The following is a 20147-nucleotide window of genomic DNA, read 5'->3' on the forward strand; positions in this document are numbered from 1 at the left end:
TCAGAACAGACCCAGCTGCGGCTTTGTCAAATCGTCAAACTGACAACCGATAAAAGGCAGAATTGCATCTGCGACCGGTTTGAGCTGTTTATCAATATAGTGTTGGTAGTCTAATAAGCTGACCCGGAACTCCAATGGTTCCGGGCCATTTATTGTCATGACATATTCAATCGTACCTCTGTTTTGGTAGCGCAGTGGTTTTCCCATGCGCCGGTGTTGCTCGTCAGCAAGTCTCGCAGCCCGGACCTGAGGCGGAATATTTTTCTTATATTCATTCAACCGGCGTCTGAGCCGCTTTCGGTAGACCAATTCATGGTCAAATTCACCTGCGAGTGTTTTCTCAACAAAAGTCCGGACATAGTCTGACGGGTTTTCATCATGAAATATCCGGTGATAGAGTTGTTTCTGAAAGCGCTGTGCCAGCGGTGTCCAATCGGTTCTGACACTCTCAAGCCCTTTAAATATCATCTGCTCTTTATCTCCGGAGCCTGTTAGCCCGGCGTAACGTTTTTTGGAGCCGGTTTCTGAGCCCCGGATAGTTGGCATGAAAAATTTTCTGTAATGGGTTTCGTATTCGATTTCCAGACAACTTTCCAGGCGATATGTCTCTTTCAGATGTTGTTTCCACCATTGATTAATCGAGTCGGTCAACAGGCGACCGGTTTCATCCGCTTCCGCTGCTGTGTAGTTTTTTTCCAGAGAAACGAATGTTGAGTCGGTATCACCGTAAATAACCTTATAACCACTCGCTTCAATGAGTTGCCTTGTCTGTTTCATGATCTCATGGCCGCGCATGGTAATACTGGATGCTAAACGCGTATCAAAGAAACGACATCCTGAAGATCCAAGGACACCATAAAATGAATTCATAATGATTTTGATTGCCTGAGAAAATGCCGCTTCCCGGTTTTTTTTTGCAATATCTCTGGCCTGCCAGAGGGACTCAATCATTTTTGGCAGAAAGTGGCGGGTTCGGTGGAACTGGCCGCCACGAAATCCGGGGACCGCCTGATCATCTTCTTTTCCGGCAGTCAGTTTCAGGCCTTCGATCAGTCCAAGTGGATCAATCAGGAAGGTTCGGATAATGGATGGATACAGGCTTTTAAAATCAAGGACAATCACTGAATCATACAGGCCCGGGACGGAGTCCATCACATAACCACCCGGACTGGCTTGCCAGTTTTCAGAAACAAGACTGGGTGCAATGTAACCTGCACGATGTAGTTGTGGCAGATAAAGGTTGGTAAAGGCGGCGACTGAGCCCCCGATACGATCTAACTCCAACCCTGTTAGCTTCGAGCGCTGAATCATAAAATCTAACAGGTGAGTGTGAGCAAAAATGCGCCGGACTAACTGGCAATCTTTCAGGTTATAAATGGCCAGACTAATCTTGTCATGTTTGAACATGGTGTTAATTTCTTCCATCCGGTTGTGAACATTGTGAATGGCTTTCCCTTCATTCAGTAAGGCTTGAGAGACGGATTCCAGTGACCATGAACTGAAATGATAAGTTGCTGTTTTCAAAGCGTCAATACCGTCTAAAACGACCCGGCCGGGTATGTAGACGAAGCTTTTTTGTGACTGACCTGATGTGCGAAAAGACATGGTTTGCTGATCTCTGCCCAGTCGCAGTTTTAGATGATGTTTTTCAGCGCGCTGGTTTAATAGCCGTAAATCGAAATCAACCACATTCCAGCCAATGATGATATCGGGGTCATAGATGTTGAACCAGTGGTTCAGCGCCTGCAAAAGTTCTGCTTCATCTGAGACCCATTCGATATGAAAGTCACAGGGAACCTGAGAGATTTCACCCGGAGAGCCAATCATAATCACCCGTGCATCATTATCACAGTCCAGGCCAACGGAGTAGAGTTCCCCTTTTTCTGAACATTCAATGTCTAAAGAAACCGATCGTAAATCCGGATGGAAATCACCTTTCCGGCATTTTGCCTGAGTGACCATCCGGTGTGACGCTTTCTGTGTGATTGTGCCGGTAAATTCCAGACTGCCACAGATAAAACGTTCCATCAAGTAACGATCAGGAAGACGAATATCATTTTCTAAAACTTCAATATTTTCCTGCCGGCATTGTTCACAGAAGTTTTGCGCTGCCCTGAGTGTAGGCAGATAACATGCGGTTACAGGCGCTGAATTAAAGTCTCTGAGCGGCAGGTCTTTGTATGTGACATTGTCACATTGATTTGAAAGCGCCTGCTGAAGTCTGTCCTTGTCAGATCGGGTGATGAAACATACGGGTTGCTCATCATCAATTAAAATCCGGACGGGACCCTGCGTAGTAGAAACCCAAAGCTCGATGCGCGTTTTGTCGCCATAATCTCTGGAATGGCGGGTAAGAAGAAAGCCCTTTTCTATCGTCAAGGTGAAGTACTCGTTTTACTTTTTTTTGTTGAGGTTATTTCATCAATTAATCTAATCCAGATCAATCTTCATGATAGTTTTGCCACTAATACCGCCTCCGTTATCTACACTATAGGTGGGAGTCTGAAGTAAGTAAGCATGTCTGGAGGGCAGTATGATCACAGTTCACAGAAACTACTTTATGCATGATCAAAATCATAATAAGGCACATTTTCAGGTGAATCCGGTTGGTCATCTTGATATTGATATTATAGGTCGTAATAAGTTCTATCACTGTGAATTAGAGAATGTTTTCTTTGAATCACAGGGCGAAAGGACAAAAGTGACCGGACGTGAACCAGGTAAAAGAACCTGGCATGTTATGTTATCAACTCGGGATGCCGCTGAGCTGACACATCTGATTGAAGATGCTCATGAACAATTTGAAGTTTTAATGAAAGATTTGTAGTGTCTGACCACTGTGACAGTTTTACTGTATAATAATAGTTGGCTGGTTATCATGCGATGATTTGTGATAGCTCGGTTTTTCGGGTAAATCTGCCGCGTTTGTGGTTTAGCATTATAAAGTTTCTTAAACCAATTGAAAATGTTACTTTTATCATCCGGATTGACAGCCAGTTGATAAAAGTACTTTCGTTTTGACGCCTGTGTCTCTGCCATTATTTCAGATTCATGGGCGATTTATTTTTTGTCTGCTTTTTAAACATATTGATAAACGATATATTTGTTTTTATGTAAAATGAGAGCCTTAATGATAATTTATGTCGGGAAAATCTTGTAACTGAATGAATTATCTTATAAAACGTCTATCCGGAAAGAAATACTTGCGAAAGTTTTTATTTAGGCTCATAGTCAGAGGATAGTCAAAATTTAGACTTGAGTGAAGACTCGGCGAGAGTCGTGTTGAGCCAATTGATTGTGGAGATACAAGTTTGATTAGTGTATTCCTTGTAGATGATCATGAGCTGGTTCGCACAGGGATTCGGCGTATTATTGAAGACGTCCGTGGAATGAATGTAGCAGGGGAAGCTGACAGCGGTGAAGAAGCTGTAAAGTGGTGTCGTAATCATCATGTTGATGTTGTTTTGATGGATATGAACATGCCGGGAATCGGTGGTTTGGAAGCAACAAAAAAAATATTACGATACAATCCTGACATTCGTATCATCGTATTAACTGTACATACTGAAAATCCATTTCCGACGAAAGTGATGCAGGCCGGAGCCGTTGGTTATTTATCTAAAGGTGCAGGGCCTGATGAGATGGTCAATGCTATTCGGGTTGTGAATAGCGGTCAGCGTTATATTTCACCCGAGATAGCGCAGCAAATGGCTTTAAGCCAATTTTCTTCTGCTTCTGAAAATCCATTCGCTGATTTGTCTGAACGTGAGCTGCAGATCATGATGATGATTACGAAAGGACAAAAAGTAACGGATATTTCGGAGCAACTGAATTTAAGCCCCAAAACAGTGAATAGCTATAGATATCGCTTATTTGCAAAGTTAGATATTAATGGTGATGTCGAGTTAACCCATTTAGCCATCCGGCATGGAATGTTAGATACTGAGACTTTGTAGTGGTATCAACAACATTTGACTCTTCTGCTTTTTTAGCAACAGTAACGAATCAGCCTGGCGTTTATCGCATGTATAACGTTGAGGCTGAAGTCATTTATGTGGGAAAAGCAAAAGATTTAAAGAAGCGTTTATCCAGTTACTTCCGAAAAAAGCTTGATAATGAGAAAACCAGAGCGCTGGTAAGTCATATTTGCCGGATTGATGTGACGGTCACTCATACTGAAACTGAAGCATTAATCCTGGAACATAACTACATTAAGCAGTACCTCCCGAAGTATAATGTACTTCTGCGGGACGATAAGTCCTATCCATATATCTTTATGAGTGCCCATCAGCATCCCCGGATCTCTGTCTATCGCGGTTCTAAAAAGAAAAAAGGTGAATATTTTGGTCCTTATCCCGATGCCAGCGCTGTCCGGGAAACGCTGCACCTGATACAGAAAATATTTCCGGTCAGGCAGTGTGAAGATTCTGTCTATGCACACCGGACACGCCCGTGTCTGATGTATCAGATTGGTCGTTGTGCCGGACCTTGTGTCAAAGGCATTATTTCTGACGGGGATTATAAAGAGCTTGTCGATTATCTGAGGCTTTTTTTGCAAGGGAAAGATCAACAGGTTGTTTCAACCATGGTTGAGAAAATGGAACAGGCCAGCCAGGCATTAAGATTTGAAGATGCTGCGAAATATCGTGACCAAATCCAGGCGATTCGCAGGGTTCAGGAACAGCAGTTTGTCTCTGAAGATAGTGATGATGATATTGATATTCTGGGATTTGCCCAGGAAAACGGTATCGCCTGTATTCATATTCTGATGGTCCGGCATGGCAAAGTATTGGGAAGCCGGAGCTTTTTTCCAAAAATACCCGGAAATACAACGCATCAGGAAGTTTTTGAGAGTTTTGTTAAGCAATATTATTTGTCTCATAACGGTTCGCAGGCATTACCTTCCCGGGTGATAGTGAATCAGGGGATGATTGAGGATAAATCGCTGTTTCAGTCTCTGTTAAGTGATTTAGCAGGCAGAAAAGTGTTGTTTATGGTTGAACCATCTGGTTCAAGAGGACGTTACCTGAAGTTGGCAAATACCAATGCCCTGACAGCAATTACCACGAAACAAAATCATAAAATGACTGTTTTTCAGAGGGTTAAAGAATTACAGGAATTACTTGACCTTTCTGTATTACAGAGAATGGAATGCTTCGATATTTCCCATACGATGGGGGAGAATACGATCGCTTCCTGTGTCGTATTTAATCAGGAAGGTCCGGTAAAAGCTGAATACCGGCGATATAATATTTCAGGTATTACCGGTGGGGATGACTATGCAGCAATGGCTCAGGTTTTAGAGCGGCGCTATTCGAAACAACTCGATGCAGATAAGATTCCTGATATTATTTTTATTGATGGTGGAAAGGGGCAGCTGTCCAGAGCGTTTGAAATTGTTTCTCAATACTGGGACAACTGGCCTAAAGTGCCGGTTATGATTGGTGTGGCAAAAGGGGTGACCCGAAAGCCTGGTTTAGAAACATTAATTATGACAGACGGTGAAGAGTTTCACCTCGAGAGTGATGCTCCGGCTTTACATCTGATTCAGCATATCCGTGATGAAAGTCATAACCATGCAATTACCGGACATCGTAAAAAACGGGGAAAGGCTCGCAGAACCAGTGCACTTGAAGGCATAGAAGGCATTGGCCCCAAGCGTCGGCAAGCATTATTGAAATACATGGGAGGACTTCAGGAATTAAAGCGGGCAACTGTCGAAGATATCGCCAGAGTGCCGGGAATCAGCTATTCATTAGCAGAAAATATTTATCAGGCATTGAAACAATAAAAAAAATACAGCAACATAGTCACGCGACCTACAAGAGCGAATCACATATGCGTTTAAATATTCCTAATATTCTTTCCCTTATCAGACTTTTTTTAATCCCTGTTTTTGTGATTGCTTTTTACTTGCCTTACAGCTGGTCCCCATTTGCTGCTGCCGTTGTATTTTGGGTTGCCGGTGTGACAGATTGGCTGGATGGAATGCTTGCCAGAAAGCTGAAGCAGACTTCACGTTTCGGAGCATTTATTGATCCTGTTGCTGATAAAGTACTTGTTGCAACAGCTTTAATCCTCATTACTGAGCATTTTCATAGCTTTTGGATTACTGTGCCTGCGGTGACGATGATTGCCAGGGAAATTATTATTTCTGCGCTGCGTGAGTGGATGGCTGAAATTGGTAAAAGGGCTAGTGTCGCCGTATCCTGGGTTGGCAAAGTGAAAACAATGACACAAATGCTGGCTTTGTTTGCTTTGATCTGGCGCTATGATGACTGGATGATCTGGCTGGGTTATGTTGCTATTTACATTGCAACGGTTCTGACTTACTGGTCAATGGGGCAGTACCTGATTGCTGCGAAAAGTGATTTACTCAGCGCTGATAACCAATAATATCTCCAAAACTTACACGAATTTTCAGGTCGTTTGGGCATGCCAGAATCATTCGGCTGGATAAAAATCAGTGTCGTATCAGTAAAAGAATCAAACTTTCCGCAACTTATCCACATTTTCTGTGGATAAGGTGTTTTAAATTCGGTGAGTAATCAACGTGATGCCTTCTCAGTTGTGAGATTTAAACCGCGTCAGAACACGTCCTTCCTGATTAACAATGACTTTAAACAGGTACTCCACAGAGAATACCATTGAAAGATTAAGCACAACGAAAATTGCAATCATCATGACAAACTGATATTTGATCGCAATGATAGGAGAGGTTCCTCCGAGAATTTGTCCTGTCATCATACCGGGAAGTGTGACTAGTCCAATTGTTGTCATGGACGCAAGAATAGGAGCACTGGCTTTTTGCATAGCACTTTTGATAAATGGTCTGGCAGCATACCGGGGGGAAGCGCCCAGCGAAATAGCCGCTTCATATTCGTCCTTTCTTTCCTCAAATGCAGTGAAAAGATTCTGCAGTACAATAATATTTCCGCTTAATGAATTACCCATCAACATTCCTGCCACGGGAATCATATACTGGGCACTGTACAAAGGAACGGGTTTGACAATAAACACGCAAAATATGAGCAGAACGGGTAGCAGTCCCTGAAGAAGCGCAAGAAACAGTGGAAGTATGAGACGTGAATGGGGAAGCTGTGCTCTGGATAAAATTGAGCTGGCACCAATGAAAACAATCAGAATGAGCCAGAGCGTATTGACCACCAAATTATTCAGGCCAAACAGATATTCCAGATATAACCCAACAAGAAATAATTGTATCCCCATTCTTATCAGAGCAATGATAATTTCTTTTCCGAGATATAAACGATAGTGTGAACTGATATAGAGCGGGATCAGAGCCATCAGACTAAACATACCAAGCTGAAGCCATCCAATATCAATGACACTATTCATGTCAATATTCCTTCAGGTGTTTGTTTTAAAAACAGGTGTCTGATGAAAATGACTTTCCACCATGCGTTGTGTGACCGGGTGAGCGGGAGAAGATAAAACTTCTTCTGTATGACCTGATTCAACGACCGATCCTTCATGCATGACGATGATTTTGTCAGTGATGTGTTTAATGACCCCAAGGTGTTGAGAAACATAGATAAAAGAAACGCCCATTTCTTCCTGTAATTCCAGGATCAAATTAATAATCTGCGAGCGCATCGCCATATCAAGACCATTCAAAGCTTCATCAGCAACGATAATCGATGGCTGAAGTACCATGGCACGCGCGAGACAAACTCTCTGCTTTTGACCTGTTGCCAGCATTTGAGGATAAAAATAGGCATGCTCTGGCAGTAAGCCAACCCGGACCAATGTATCTTTTACCCTTCGTTGCCGCTCTTCAGGTGTCATTTCGGTATTTCTTTTCAGGGGACCTTCAAGAATACGACCAATCTGGATTCTTGGATTCAGTGAGGTATTCGGGTCCTGAAAAATCATCCGGATTAATTTGCACCGGGTTGCGTAATCTTTATGCTCCAGTTTTTCACCATTGACTTTGATCTCTCCGGTGGTTGGTTCGATGACACCCGCTAACATTTTGGCAAGTGTTGATTTACCAGAACCATTTTGTCCGATGAAGCCAAGTGTTTCTCCTGTTTCAAGATGAAAGCTGACCGGCTTTACTGCGGATGTCAGCTTTTTTTTGAACAGGCTTGCCCGGTTGACAAACGTTTTTGATAGATCGGTTACTTCTAAAAGAGAAACACTCACGATTATCCCTCCATATTCAGTGGATAGTGGCAGGAAAATTTGTGATTTTTAATCCGGCATGAACGGGGTACTTCCACACATTGTCTTTGTGCATAAGGACATCTGGGACCCAGGCGGCAGCCAATGGGAAGATGTTGTAACGGCGGAATAGAGCCGGGCAGTGACAGTAATTTTTGTTTATGAGGTATTGAGGAGCTGAAATCCGGAATAGCGGTCAGCAATGCTGATGTATATGGATGTTTTGGTGCTTTCAGAATATTTTCTGTTGGTGCTGATTCAACTGACTGTCCACAATACATCACCGTAATCCGATTGGCCCATTGAGTGATCATTGTCAGGTCATGTCCAATTAAAAGGACCGTGGTGTTGTTAAGTTGATTTAACCTGCTGATTAACCGGAAAATCTGTGATTGGGTAATTGGATCCAAATCATTTGTCGGCTCATCTGCGATCAGCAGCTTCGGTTTGGCTGCAATCGCCATAGCAATCATGACTTTCTGACATTCTCCATCTGTAATTTCATATGGATAACTGTTCATAATACGTTGGTGATCTTTAATGCCGACTTTGTGCAGCAAAGCAATTGCCTGTTTTTTTCGCCAGGAAAATCTTTGCCACCATGCCCCCTTAAATGAGTGAGCCGGAATAGCTTCAATCAGCTGCTCACCCACTTCATCGGATGGATCAAGACAAGTGGAAGGTTCCTGAAATATCATTGCAATATCCCGTGCAATGATACGCCGGCGTTCTCTGGCCGTTAGCTGGAGCAGGTCAACATTACCAAGTCTCAGCCTGTCAGCCGTGATTTTCCAGTTCTCTTTACAAACTCCGACAATGGCTTTGGCAACCAGGCTCTTTCCTGAGCCGGATTCACCAACAAGACCGCGGATTTCGCCTTCTGTCATTGTCAGATTCATCCGATCGACTGCTTTTACAAGTCCTTGAGGGGTATCGATTTCAATCGTCAGATGACGGATATCAAGCATCGGCATATTATTCGATTCCTGCGTTTAAGGCCTGTCTTGCACCTTCGCCAACAAAATTAATGGTAATCACAGTGAACATAATGGTTAATCCCGGCAGGGTCACAGTCCACGGCGCCAGGTAGAGAAGCTCCAGTGAGTCACCAAGAATAGCCCCCCATTCTGAGCTGGAGGACTGGGCACCCAGTCCAAGGAACCCAAGTGCGGTTATATCCAGAATCGCAATGGTCAGGGCAAATGTCACTTCTGCAACAATAACCGTCAAAATATTAGGCAGAATCGAATTCCATAACAAATAGATGTCTCTGGCACCATCAAGCCGGGCTGCAATGATGTAATCCTTCTCCATTTCCGTATTGACAGCTGTGTAGACGGAGCGAATAAAGCGGGGAGTGAGTGCAAGACATATTGCAATCAGAACGTTGAATTCACCCGTTCCGAGAAACGCAACAAAGATGATAGCCAGAAGCAGTGAAGGAATTGACATGACTGTATCGAGCAGGTGATTCAGGGTGCTTGAAAGTAGTCCGGAAGTCATGCCTGCCAGTACACCGATCGAGCAACCGGTTGTCATCGCCAGAAATGTAACAATCAGGGCATAACCAAATGAGTGCCGGGTACCGTCAATTAAACGAGAGAGAATATCCCTGCCTAAATCATCAGTACCAAAGAAGAAATCGACACTGCCGGATGGATCCCATGAAGGCGGTAAGAGTAAATTTCCTGAATGTTCCAATGGATTATATGGCATCAACCATGGAGAAAGAATGGTAATCAGTGTGAGAAAACCAAGGCACCATAATCCAAACATGGCCAGATTGTTGGTTCTGAAACTGCGCCAGAAGCGTTCAAACTGGGTTGGAATACGCTCTTCCTGATAGACACTATTCGTGAGCATACCAAGTTTTCCTTACTAATGGGTTAACCATGGCACCAATCAGATCCGAAAAAATATTGGCTGTCAGTACCAGAGACGCAACGACGATGACACCAGCCTGTATTGATACCAGATCCTGTTTTGCCAGCGCATCAAGCAGCCAGCGGCCAATACCAGGCCAGTTAAAAATCGATTCAGTGATAATGGCACAGGTAAACATCGTGGACAGCTGTACACCAAATTTGGGAATGATGGGTGGGATTGCGTTGCGTAACACATGTTGTGCAATGATCTGATAGTGAGACAGACCTCTGATACGTGCCACCCGAATGTAGTTTTGATTAATCACTTCAGCAACTGAAGCCCGCATCAGCCGGATAACCTGAGTGGTCGGGGAGAGTGCCAGTACAATACAGGGTAAAATCAGATGTTCGACAACACTTTGTAAAATCTGTGTCCGGTATGGACTGTTTGACAAAAAGGCATCCAGAAGAGCAAAACCAGTGACGGGTTTGAGTTCATACAAAAGGTCATATCTGCCCGAAACAGGAAAAAGCTGATACTTCAGGGACAGAACCAGAATCAGGATTAAAGCGACCCAATAAATTGGAGCAGAGTAACCACACATGGATACAAATGAAATCAGCGTATCAGACCATTTTCCCTGTTTCATGCCCGCTATGGTACCAATCGGAATCCCTACAATCAGAGAAATAAGAAAAGCGAACAGACAGACTTCAAGGGTTGCCGGAAAGACAACCATTAACTCATCAGCGACAGGAATACCCAGCCGGTTTACCCCAAAGTTTAAATGGGTGAGATTCCGGACATAGCTAATCCAGCCCGTCCAGAAACTTTCCATCGCCCAGTGTGAGCTGGGATCAAACCTGAGAATGTTATATCCGACTAATGTCAATATAAGCAATGTAATGATAAACAGATTAAATTTACGAATCGCATAGATAAACATTAATGTGTCCTCTCAACCGTATTGAAGGGTTGAACATTAAACGGACTCAGCCGGAATCCCGTCAAACTGTCACTGAAGGCTTTAAATTGCATGCCATGTGCAACCGGAATTACAGGGAACTCCTGATTGATAATATTCTGTGCCTGTTTATACAGATTTAACCGATAACGTTGCCGGTCAACTTCGAGTGCCAGATCCAGCAGAAAATCAAAATCTTCATTACACCAGTTTGACAGATTAATGCCTTCACGAACGGCATCGCAGGACAGGATGGGGCGTAAAAAACTATCAGGATCGCCTGAACGGCCTGACCACCCAGTCAGATATAAATCGACATCCATCCGGGATAATTTATTCTGCCTTTCGATTTTTTCTTCGGGTATCAGATGGAGCTTAACCCCGATATCTTTAAAATTCGCCTGAATTAACTCAGCGGTTTTATGTGGGCTGGGGTTATAAGCCGTTGGTTCCAGAGGCACCAGCATCGAAAGCTCCAGACCATTTCTGAAGCCTGCATCCCGCAGCAAGCCCAGTGCATAGTTTTTGTCATAACGAACCTGAACCGGATCTTTCTGATAAGCCCAGGAAGTGGGTGGCAATACATTGTAAGCAATGCTGCCGGTCCCATAGTAAACCGAGTTGAGGATATTTTTTCGGTTGATGGCAAAACTAAGCGCGCGGCGAATCCGTGTATCGCTAATCACCGGATGAGCGGTGTTTACAGCAATGAAGGAGACATTCATTGCGGGCGTTGACTTCAGAACGATATGCTCATGCTGTTCAATAATGGGGATTTGACTTGATATCGGTGTACTCAGAACATCACATTCATTCCTGAGTAATTTTGCCAGTGTTCCGGTTCCCCTTTGCGCAATATCAAAGACAACCTGTGATAATTTGGGGCGACCTTTCCAATAATTGTCATTTCTTTTGAGGCGGATAAAGTCGCCTGCCTGCATTTCATCTAAATAAAATGGTCCGGTGCCGACAGGGTGACTGTCCAGCATCGATTTATCACCGGCAAGAATGAGTTGATCTGCATATTCTTTAGACAGGATGACAGAATGTGTTGTGGCGATATTTGCCAGAAAACTGTTATCAGGCCGGTTTAATACAAACTGAATGGTATAGTCGTCGGTGGCTTTTATGTCCCGAATCAAGTGTCCGAAATTGATACCGGCAAACCACGGATAACTGCTGTAACCGGTATTATGAAAAGGATTTTCCGGGTTAATGATACGATCAAAGCTGAAAACCACATCCCGTGCATTTAAGGTGCGGGACGGTGTAAACCATGCGGTTTTTTGAAAAGCAATATCTTTGCGCAGATGCAGCGTATAACGGGTACCCTGATTATTTACTTCCCAGCGGGTGGCAGGATTAGGTGACGGGCGTTGCGTTTTTGGATCGAGTATCAACAGCGTGTCAAAAATTTGTGGGCCGAGCGCTTCAGCCACAAGTCCGCTATCGACTAGTTGTGGATTAAACGTATCCGGGTTTCCCTGACCACAATAGACAAAACCAGTCTTTCTGATTTCATTGTGAGCCGATGAATTGTCATTGCAGCCAACAATAAAAGGCAGGCAACCAAGACCCAGAATAAGTTGTTTCAGTATCTTCATATAGAAAGCGAAATCTGCAGCGAGGTATTAAGTATGTCTGTTCACCCCAATAACGCGCTAATTTATCATTTTTAAATTAGTGAACCAATGGAAAACACTATTTAAATAATTATTTATACTCAGGCAGCCTGAAAATTTGGTGTTCAGTGATATTTGTCCGGGCCTGAGACAACCCCGACTGTCAGGTGTCTGCCGAAACACGTATTTCTGCGTCAGGTGAATTTGACATGTTTTTACCATACCGGCATCCACTTTTCCCGGAATGAACCTTTCGGCTGATGCTGAATCATGCATCTTCTGATCGTTTGGGGTTATCCGGGTTTATTGATTAAAATCTGATACTTTCTGATCAAACCTCTTAACTGATGATAGCTCAACCCCAGTAATTCGGCCGCATTTCTCTGATTATATTTTGCTTGTTGAAGTGCCTGATGAATGAGTTGTTGCTCCTGCGAATCGAGCCAGTCTTTGAGGTTTACCGGGAGTGTTGGTTGTTCCTTTTCTCCGTTGTCAACATTTTCCGGCTCAGGGCTTTGCTGTGATGTTTTGTCATCTGCCCAAATGGATTCAAAAGGATTTAAAATCAGTCCGGGAATCGGTTCCTGCTCAGACTGGTGCTGGCATACGGCTCTTTCCACGACATTTTTCAGTTCCCTGATGTTACCTGGCCAGTGATAACTGAACAGTTGTCGTAAAGCGTTATCACTGAAGCCCGGAAAACAGGAGAGCTGCATTTCGCGGGACATACGAATGGCATAATGCTCTGCCAGCGGAAGGATATCTTCATGACGGGCTCTGAGTGGAGGCAAATGAATTACATCAAAAGCCAGCCGGTCAAGTAAATCAGCACGGAATTTTTGTTGTTCAGCCAGTTTTAATAAATTTTCATTGGTTGCACAAATCATCCGGACATTGGCTTTCAGTGTTTGACTGCCACCTACGCGTTCATATTCGCCATACTCAATGACTCTTAACAGCTTTTCCTGAACATTCAGCGGTGCATTTGCCAGTTCATCTAAAAATAAGCTGCCGCTTTCAGCCCGCTCAAATCGTCCGCGATGGCGTCCTTTTGAGCCGGTAAATGCGCCGGATTCATGGCCAAACAATTCAGAATCGATGACACCTTCAGAAAGAGCACCACAGTTCATGGTTATCATGGGCTTTTCCCATCTGGATGATAAGTAGTGTAGCCGTTGAGCAATGAGTTCCTTCCCTGTTCCTCTTTCTCCGGTAATCAGAACAGGGCGTTCTATCGGTGCAAGCAGGGAAACTTTGTCCAGCACAGCCAGAAATTCAGCTGATTCGCCAATAAGGTCATTTTTCATACAATGTGTTCCGGGGCTCTATTGGGTTGGTTAAATTAACCAAATAATGGCTAAAAATACAAATTCATCACCAGTGAATTGAAAGTTTATTTTTTAACTTATTGATTTTTAATGAATAAAAAACTTGGTATGGAACTTGTTATACATCATACATAGCATGTCATTATCACACATTGTTTTTATCAAATTGTTTATATAAAGGAGTCATGTGATGGGTATTTTTTCTCGGTTTGCAGATATTGTGAATTCCAACATTAGCGCATTACTGGATAAAGCAGAAGATCCGGAAAAGATGATTCGGTTAATCATTCAGGAAATGGAGGATACGCTGGTTGAAGTCCGGAGTCAGTCAGCTAAAGTGATTGCAGATAAAAAAGAACTTTCAAGGAAAATTGAGTCACTGGAACATCAGCAGCAGGACTGGGCTGAAAAGGCAACGCTGGCTTTGTCCAGACAAAGGGAAGACCTGGCTCGTGCTGCACTGATCGAAAAACAGAAAGTTCAGAGTATCGTTCAGAGCCTGAAAGAAGAGTATGCTTTAGTTGAAGAAACGATCGGTAAGCTGACGGGGGAGATTGCCAAACTTGAATCTAAAATTACGGAAACCCGCGCAAAGCAAAAAGCCATGATGATCCGGACTGAAACCGCCGGTAACCGGCGTAATGTGCAACGTCATTTACACCGCGCCCGTACCGAGGAAACTGTGGCAAAATTCGAGCAGTTTTCCCGGAAAGTGGATGAACTTGAAGCGGAGGCTGATCTGTTTGAAAAAACCGGAGCAGGGAAATCACTGGAGCAGGAGTTTATGGATCTTAAAGCTCAGGATGAAGTCGAACAAGAACTTGAGAAATTAAAAAAACAACTTGAAGAACGTCAGTAATGGTAAGCAACAAGGAGGGCATCAATGTCGGTTATGCTTATTACAGTTCCGCTAATTATTTTTATGGTCGTTGTTGCACCGTTGTGGCTGGTTCTCCACTATCGAAGCAAGCGACACTCAGATCATGGATTGAGTGAGGATGATTTTGAGCGGCTTCAGTCGCTTTCGGCAAAGGCTGAAGCACTGCAGGAGAGGATTCATACTCTGGAGAAAATCCTGGATGCTGAAACACCGACCTGGAGGTCAAAATCATGAGTCGTCATCTATACCGGGCAACAGAGAATAAGCGGATTACGGGTGTCTGTGCAGGTCTGGCAAATTATTTTGGCTGGGAAGCATGGCTGGTCAGAATGATTGTTGTATCAGCAACACTGCTTGGTGCCGGCGGACTGACCATCATGGCTTATATTGCTTTGAGTCTGATGCTGGATAAGCAGCCCGAGAGTTATGAGCAGACTGTGGAGAAACAAAGGGCGCATAAACTGAAAAGCCGTCCCTGGGAACAGGGACAAGCCCCCGGACAGTTACTGGCACATATTGAGCAGGAGTTTTCGGCGCTCGAAAGTCAGGTGTGCAGGATGGAAGCTTATGTGACGTCAGAATCATTCCGGGTAAACAAAGCATTCAGAGATCTGTAACGGTGGAAAACAAGACAAGTGGTGATTGCCGCCACTTATCTTGTTTGGGGTGTTTAAAGAGAAAGAATGATTATTTTTCCTCTTCTTTCAGTATTTCCTGATAGCGTTGCAGGCCTTGTTCCAGATCTTCAATCAAATCATTGACATCTTCCAGACCGGTGTGAAGCCTGATCAGCGTGCCCTGAAAGCCGGGATTTGATACGGTCCGGAGGGCATTAAAACTTTTTGGTTCATTCGCCAGAATCAGACTTTCAAATCCGCCCCAGGAATATCCCATACTAAAATGTTTCATGCCATCAAGCAGCGCCGTTGTTGCCCGTGGACAGCTATGTTTCAGAACAAAAGAAAACAGGCCATTGCCACCTGTGAAATCACGTTTGAAAAATGTATGTCCCGGACAACTTTCGAGTTCGGGGTGACGCACATGATCGACCAGAGGATGTTTTTCCAGCCATCTGGCAATGAGCAGACTGCTTTCCGCATGTTGTTTTAAGCGGACATCCAGCGTCCTCAATCCCCGAAGGCCGAGATAGGCATCGTCTGGAGAGACGCATTGTCCCATCAGGTAACTTTGTTCCCGGAGTTGATCCCAGTATTTTTCATGCGTAACAGCTGTGCCAAGCATGACATCACTATGCCCGACAATATATTTGGTTGCTGCCTGCACAGAAATATCGACGCCATGTTCGAATGGAGAAAAGTTGACTCCGGCACTCCAGGTATTATCCAGCATCACAATGATGTTATGTTCATGGGCGATAGTGGCAAGTGTCGGAATATCCTGAACTTCCATGGTGACCGAGCCAGGAGATTCGGTGAAGAGTATTTTTGTTTCAGGCCGGATCAGTGTCCGGATGTCTTCACCAATCAGGGGATCATAGTAAGTGGTTTCCACCCCCATTTTTTTCAGAATAATCTCGCAGAAATCTCGTGTTGGTTCATAACAGGTGTCAACCATAAGCAGATGATCGCCTGCCTCAACAAAAGACAAAATGGCATTGGTAATTGCGGCTGTTCCGCATGGATAAAGTGCACAACCAACTCCACCTTCTGTTTGTGTCATCGCATCCTGAAATGCAAAATGTGTTGTTGTACCTCTGCGGCCATAAAACAGTGTTTTGTCTGTTCGCTTTAGCATGGCCTGGTGTTTGTCTGCGACGGTATCAAATACGATGGTTGATGCTCTCTGGACCGGTGGATTCACGCTGCCGTGTGTCCACTCTTTGTTACGTCCTGCATGTATGAGCGTCGTCTTTTTATTTTCTGACATAATTGGTCCTTGTAAACAGATACATTCCCTGTATGAACAATGTACGGGTAGGGAATCTCCATACATCATGATGGATATTACAGATTGCTTAGATTGTGGTGCATATACTGGCGCTCAACGTTATCAAAGGGACGCGTCGAACGCAATTGTATCCGAACGCAATTGTATCCGAACGCGATTGTATCTTTGCGCAGCGGGGTTGCTCAGAGCAAAGGATTAAACAGATAGTACATCCGTTCCAGTGCCCGGTTATAAATCGGACGCATTTGCCATGACTGATAATCTATTTTTATTGCCTGCTGAATATATTTTTGCTGAAGCTCATACAACTGCTGTGTAAATTCAATATCGTCAACTGCCAGTGTGACTTCAAAATTCAGCCAGAGACTTCTCATATCCAAATTCACGGTTCCGACCAGACAGAACTGTTCATCGATCACCACTGATTTCGTATGAAGCAGACCGCCGTAAAATTCGTAAATGGCAACACCAGCATCGAGTAAGTCGCCATAGAATGACCGGGAAGCCCATTTGACCATCAGTGAATCATTTTTCTGTGGAATGATTAAATCAATATGAATACCACGTTGTGCCGCTGTTTTTAATGCGGAGAGTAAATCAGCACTGGGGACAAAGTAGGGGGTTGTTATGCGGATAGAATGGTTGGCCTGATGGATCGCCAGTATTAATGCCTGAGATATCATGTTCTCTGGCATTCCCGGGCCAGATGGTACCACCTGAATCGGATGTTTGGGTAATTCATCTTCTGGATTACATAACGGAACAAGAGGAAGTTCCCTTTCTCCGGTTTCAAATTCCCAGTCCCAGCTGTGAATGGCCGCCAAAACATTCACTGTCGGGCCAACAATCCGGACCATGATATCAATCCACTGTCCGACGCCGGAATCCCGCTTAAAATACTCAGGATCGACCATGTTCATCGAGCCGGTATAGGCAACAGAATCATCGATGACAATAATTTTTCTGTGCTGACGAAGATCAAGCCGGCGCAGAAATATCCGCCATGGACGAACTTCCAAAGCCTGCACCACATGAACACCTGAATTCACCATCAGGGTATACCAGTGACTTTTCATAAATTTGTTACTGCCCGCTGAGTCAAGCAGCAATTTGACATTGACGCCCCGGTTTGCCGCTTTGATCAGGCTGGAGGCGACTGAATCTGCCAGCCCGCCCGGGTGCCAGATATAAAAGACCATCCGGATTGAGTAGCGGGCTTGTTCTATGTCCCGGATGATTGATTGCAGAATTTGCTGAGGGGAGTATTGCAACGAGAGCTGGTTACCGCTTAAAGCCGGAATTCCCATCCGGTGGTTGCAAAGCTGATCAATTTTATAAATGTGAGCGCCCATTGTTTCCGTGATATGAGCCTGACAGTGATTGAGCTGGGTAAACCAGTCTGTAAAAGAGGTTAACATCTGTTTTGCTCTTTCTGCTCTCCTTCTGCCAAGATTTAATTCACCAAACAGGAAATAACAGAATACACCTAAAACCGGGAGGATATAGATAATCATTAACCATGCAAGGGAGACACTGACGGCTCTTTTCTTAAATACAACCCGGAAAGTGACTGTCGCAACGAGCAGCCAGTAAAGTCCGATACTGACCAGAGTGAGAATATGATAGATTTTATCCATATGATTGATGACGAATACCTGACTGATCTCTGACTGATGTTAATGCCAAACAGATATTTAGGGAAGTTTATTTGAAATCATGAAACCGGGATGTTGACGCCTGGCAGCGCTTTATTTCAAACAATGGTTTGAATTTAGCCTCAAAATCCATTTTATCCTGCGGTTTTACCCTGTTTTAGTGATTTTAATGTAAATATAGGGTTGTCTATTTGTTATGTATTTTTGAAAAAATCTACTTTTGAGTTACATAGACAATTTTTAACTCCTGATGTCGATTTTTTTGATAAAAAACATGGTAAAAACTTTCAATTTTTCCCGCAAACTGGTTTACTTGCCCGCCTTGAATCAACCATATCTTATGAGTTGTTTCAGGACTATTTATGCAAATACAACATCGGTAATAAAAAATATGGTAAGTAATACAAGAGGCCAGTTTTCATCAAAATTCGGCTTTATTATGGCGGCTGCCGGTTCAGCCGTTGGATTAGGAAATGTATGGGGGTTTCCGACTAAAACGGCAAGTAACGGTGGTGGTGCTTTTCTGGTGATATATCTTGTCATGGTATTTCTCCTTGCATTTCCTATGCTGGTTGCCGAACTCACTCTCGGGCGGTATGGCCAGGCAAATCCCGTCTCAACGCTTCGTTCAGTCTGGACTAAGAATAAAGCGGTTGCCGGAGTGATGGGGCTGATCGCGATGGTTACATCATCATTTATTCTGAGCTTTTATGCGATTGTAGCCGGCTGGCTTGTCGCTTATGCGTTTATCCCGGTTTTTGATGTCGCTGGTTTTCATGCAGTTTCTGAGTGGCTGGTAAATTTCAGCAGTGAGAGGAACGTTGTACTGGCGGTTATCTTCTCGTTAATGAATATTCTGGTGGTTCAGAAGGGGATCTCAAATGGTATTGAGCGTTGGTCAACCCGCCTGATGCCACTGCTGTTTATCCTTTTTGCAGTGATGATCATCTATATTTTCACCCAACCCGGTGCGATTGAAGGGCTGAAAATGTATCTGGTTCCTGATTTTTCTCAGATACACGGAGGCCTGATGGTTGATGCGATGGGGCAGGCTTTTTTCTCTCTGTCTCTTGGCTGTAGTACCATGATGGTGTATGGCTCTTACCTGCAGAAAGATGTCAATATCCCCAAAACAGCAGCACAGGTGGCCTCAATTGATACAGGTGTTGCGTTTGCTGCCGGATTGCTCATCCTGCCTGCGATGTTTGTAGCAAAAAATCATGGTGTTGACATTTTCACTGATGATGGTGTGCTGAAAAGTTCAGGCGATTTGGTCTTCAAAGTGTTACCAGCGATGTTCGATTCAATGGGTGGCGTTGGTGCTGTACTTAGTTTTGGTTTTTTTGTGCTGATGGTGATTGCTGCACTGACTTCATCGATTTCTTTGCTTGAAGTACCGGTATCCTGTGCACAGGATGAGCTGAAAATGAACAGAACGCCAGCAACATGGGTGATTGGCGGTGTGATCATGCTGATCAGTATTGTCATTTGTCTGAACTTTGGCACTCTGTTTGGCCTCGTAGCCGATGTAACAACCGTGTATATGCAGCCTTTACTTGGTGCGGTCTGGGCGGTTGTTGTGGGTTGGATTTGGCACAGGAATAAACTATTACAGGAGCTGAAGCACGGTTATCCCGATATAGAATCCGGCCTGTTCTGGAAAATCTGGCCCTGGTATGTACGTTTTATTTGTCCGGTAGCCATTGTGATGGTTTTCCTTTATCCCATGTTTTAATG

18 protein-coding genes are annotated in these 20147 nt (G+C 44.0%); 8 read left to right on the top strand and 10 right to left on the bottom strand.

Annotated elements, in window-relative coordinates:
* On the bottom strand, positions 1-2379 hold the full coding sequence (locus tag OCV29_RS08005) for a DNA polymerase II (RefSeq protein WP_073605897.1): 2379 nt from the start codon (positions 2377-2379) through the stop codon (positions 1-3).
* 154 nt (positions 2380-2533) lie between these two features.
* Between OCV29_RS08005 and OCV29_RS08010 the strand changes: the two genes are divergently transcribed.
* From OCV29_RS08010 to pgsA, 4 genes are all read left to right on the top strand, one after another.
* On the top strand, positions 2534-2827 hold the full coding sequence (locus tag OCV29_RS08010; RefSeq protein ID WP_073605898.1) for a hypothetical protein: 294 nt from the start codon (positions 2534-2536) through the stop codon (positions 2825-2827).
* Positions 2828-3311: 484 nt separating this feature from the next.
* A complete protein-coding gene (gene uvrY / locus OCV29_RS08015) occupies positions 3312-3956 on the top strand; it encodes a UvrY/SirA/GacA family response regulator transcription factor (protein WP_073605899.1) in 645 nt (214 codons plus the stop codon).
* On the top strand, positions 3956-5791 hold the full coding sequence (gene uvrC / locus OCV29_RS08020) for an excinuclease ABC subunit UvrC (protein WP_073605900.1): 1836 nt from the start codon (positions 3956-3958) through the stop codon (positions 5789-5791). The genes uvrY and uvrC overlap by 1 nt, the downstream gene beginning before the upstream one ends.
* Before the next feature lie 47 nt (positions 5792-5838).
* Positions 5839-6396 (top strand): CDP-diacylglycerol--glycerol-3-phosphate 3-phosphatidyltransferase, encoded by a 558-nt coding sequence (gene pgsA / locus OCV29_RS08025; RefSeq protein WP_073605901.1) that lies wholly within the window; start codon positions 5839-5841, stop codon positions 6394-6396.
* A 168-nt stretch (positions 6397-6564) separates the two neighbouring features.
* Here pgsA and OCV29_RS08030 read toward each other — a convergent pair whose 3' ends face one another.
* From OCV29_RS08030 to pspF, 7 genes are all read right to left on the bottom strand, one after another.
* Complete coding sequence (locus tag OCV29_RS08030; protein WP_073605902.1) at positions 6565-7359, bottom strand: ABC transporter permease; 795 nt, start codon at positions 7357-7359, stop codon at positions 6565-6567.
* A 12-nt stretch (positions 7360-7371) separates the two neighbouring features.
* Positions 7372-8169, bottom strand: coding sequence for a peptide ABC transporter ATP-binding protein (locus tag OCV29_RS08035; RefSeq protein WP_073605903.1), 798 nt, complete (start codon positions 8167-8169; stop codon positions 7372-7374).
* Positions 8170-8171: 2 nt separating this feature from the next.
* Positions 8172-9161 (bottom strand): peptide ABC transporter ATP-binding protein, encoded by a 990-nt coding sequence (locus OCV29_RS08040; protein WP_073605904.1) that lies wholly within the window; start codon positions 9159-9161, stop codon positions 8172-8174.
* 1 nt (position 9162) lies between these two features.
* Positions 9163-10050, bottom strand: a complete 888-nt coding sequence (locus OCV29_RS08045; RefSeq protein WP_073605905.1) for an ABC transporter permease subunit — start codon at positions 10048-10050, stop codon at positions 9163-9165.
* On the bottom strand, positions 10037-10999 hold the full coding sequence (locus tag OCV29_RS08050) for an ABC transporter permease (protein ID WP_073605906.1): 963 nt from the start codon (positions 10997-10999) through the stop codon (positions 10037-10039). Before OCV29_RS08050 ends, OCV29_RS08045 begins: the two co-directional genes overlap by 14 nt.
* Positions 10999-12621, bottom strand: coding sequence for an ABC transporter substrate-binding protein SapA (sapA, locus tag OCV29_RS08055; RefSeq protein WP_261887384.1), 1623 nt, complete (start codon positions 12619-12621; stop codon positions 10999-11001). Before sapA ends, OCV29_RS08050 begins: the two co-directional genes overlap by 1 nt.
* A 311-nt stretch (positions 12622-12932) precedes the next feature.
* A complete protein-coding gene (gene pspF, locus OCV29_RS08060) occupies positions 12933-13946 on the bottom strand; it encodes a phage shock protein operon transcriptional activator (RefSeq protein ID WP_073605909.1) in 1014 nt (337 codons plus the stop codon).
* A gap of 211 nt (positions 13947-14157) precedes the next feature.
* Between pspF and pspA the strand changes: the two genes are divergently transcribed.
* From pspA to pspC, 3 genes are read left to right on the top strand one after another with little or no spacing between them, the layout of a single operon-like run.
* Positions 14158-14826: a phage shock protein PspA gene (gene pspA, locus OCV29_RS08065; protein ID WP_073605910.1), complete on the top strand. Its 669-nt coding sequence runs from the start codon at positions 14158-14160 to the stop codon at positions 14824-14826.
* Positions 14827-14850: 24 nt separating this feature from the next.
* Complete coding sequence (gene pspB, locus OCV29_RS08070; protein ID WP_073605911.1) at positions 14851-15081, top strand: envelope stress response membrane protein PspB; 231 nt, start codon at positions 14851-14853, stop codon at positions 15079-15081.
* On the top strand, positions 15075-15464 hold the full coding sequence (pspC, locus tag OCV29_RS08075; RefSeq protein ID WP_139281705.1) for an envelope stress response membrane protein PspC: 390 nt from the start codon (positions 15075-15077) through the stop codon (positions 15462-15464). Before pspB ends, pspC begins: the two co-directional genes overlap by 7 nt.
* Positions 15465-15534: 70 nt before the next feature.
* Here pspC and OCV29_RS08080 read toward each other — a convergent pair whose 3' ends face one another.
* Entirely contained in the window at positions 15535-16734 is a 1200-nt protein-coding gene (locus OCV29_RS08080; RefSeq protein WP_073605913.1) for a cystathionine beta-lyase, read from the bottom strand.
* 203 nt (positions 16735-16937) lie between these two features.
* Positions 16938-18392, bottom strand: coding sequence for a cardiolipin synthase (gene cls / locus OCV29_RS08085; protein ID WP_073605914.1), 1455 nt, complete (start codon positions 18390-18392; stop codon positions 16938-16940).
* Positions 18393-18801: 409 nt separating this feature from the next.
* Between cls and OCV29_RS08090 the strand changes: the two genes are divergently transcribed.
* Complete coding sequence (locus OCV29_RS08090; RefSeq protein ID WP_073605916.1) at positions 18802-20145, top strand: sodium-dependent transporter; 1344 nt, start codon at positions 18802-18804, stop codon at positions 20143-20145.
* Positions 20146-20147: the final 2 nt, after the last annotated feature.

Source organism: Vibrio aerogenes, assembly GCF_024346755.1.
GTDB lineage: Bacteria > Pseudomonadota > Gammaproteobacteria > Enterobacterales > Vibrionaceae > Vibrio > Vibrio aerogenes.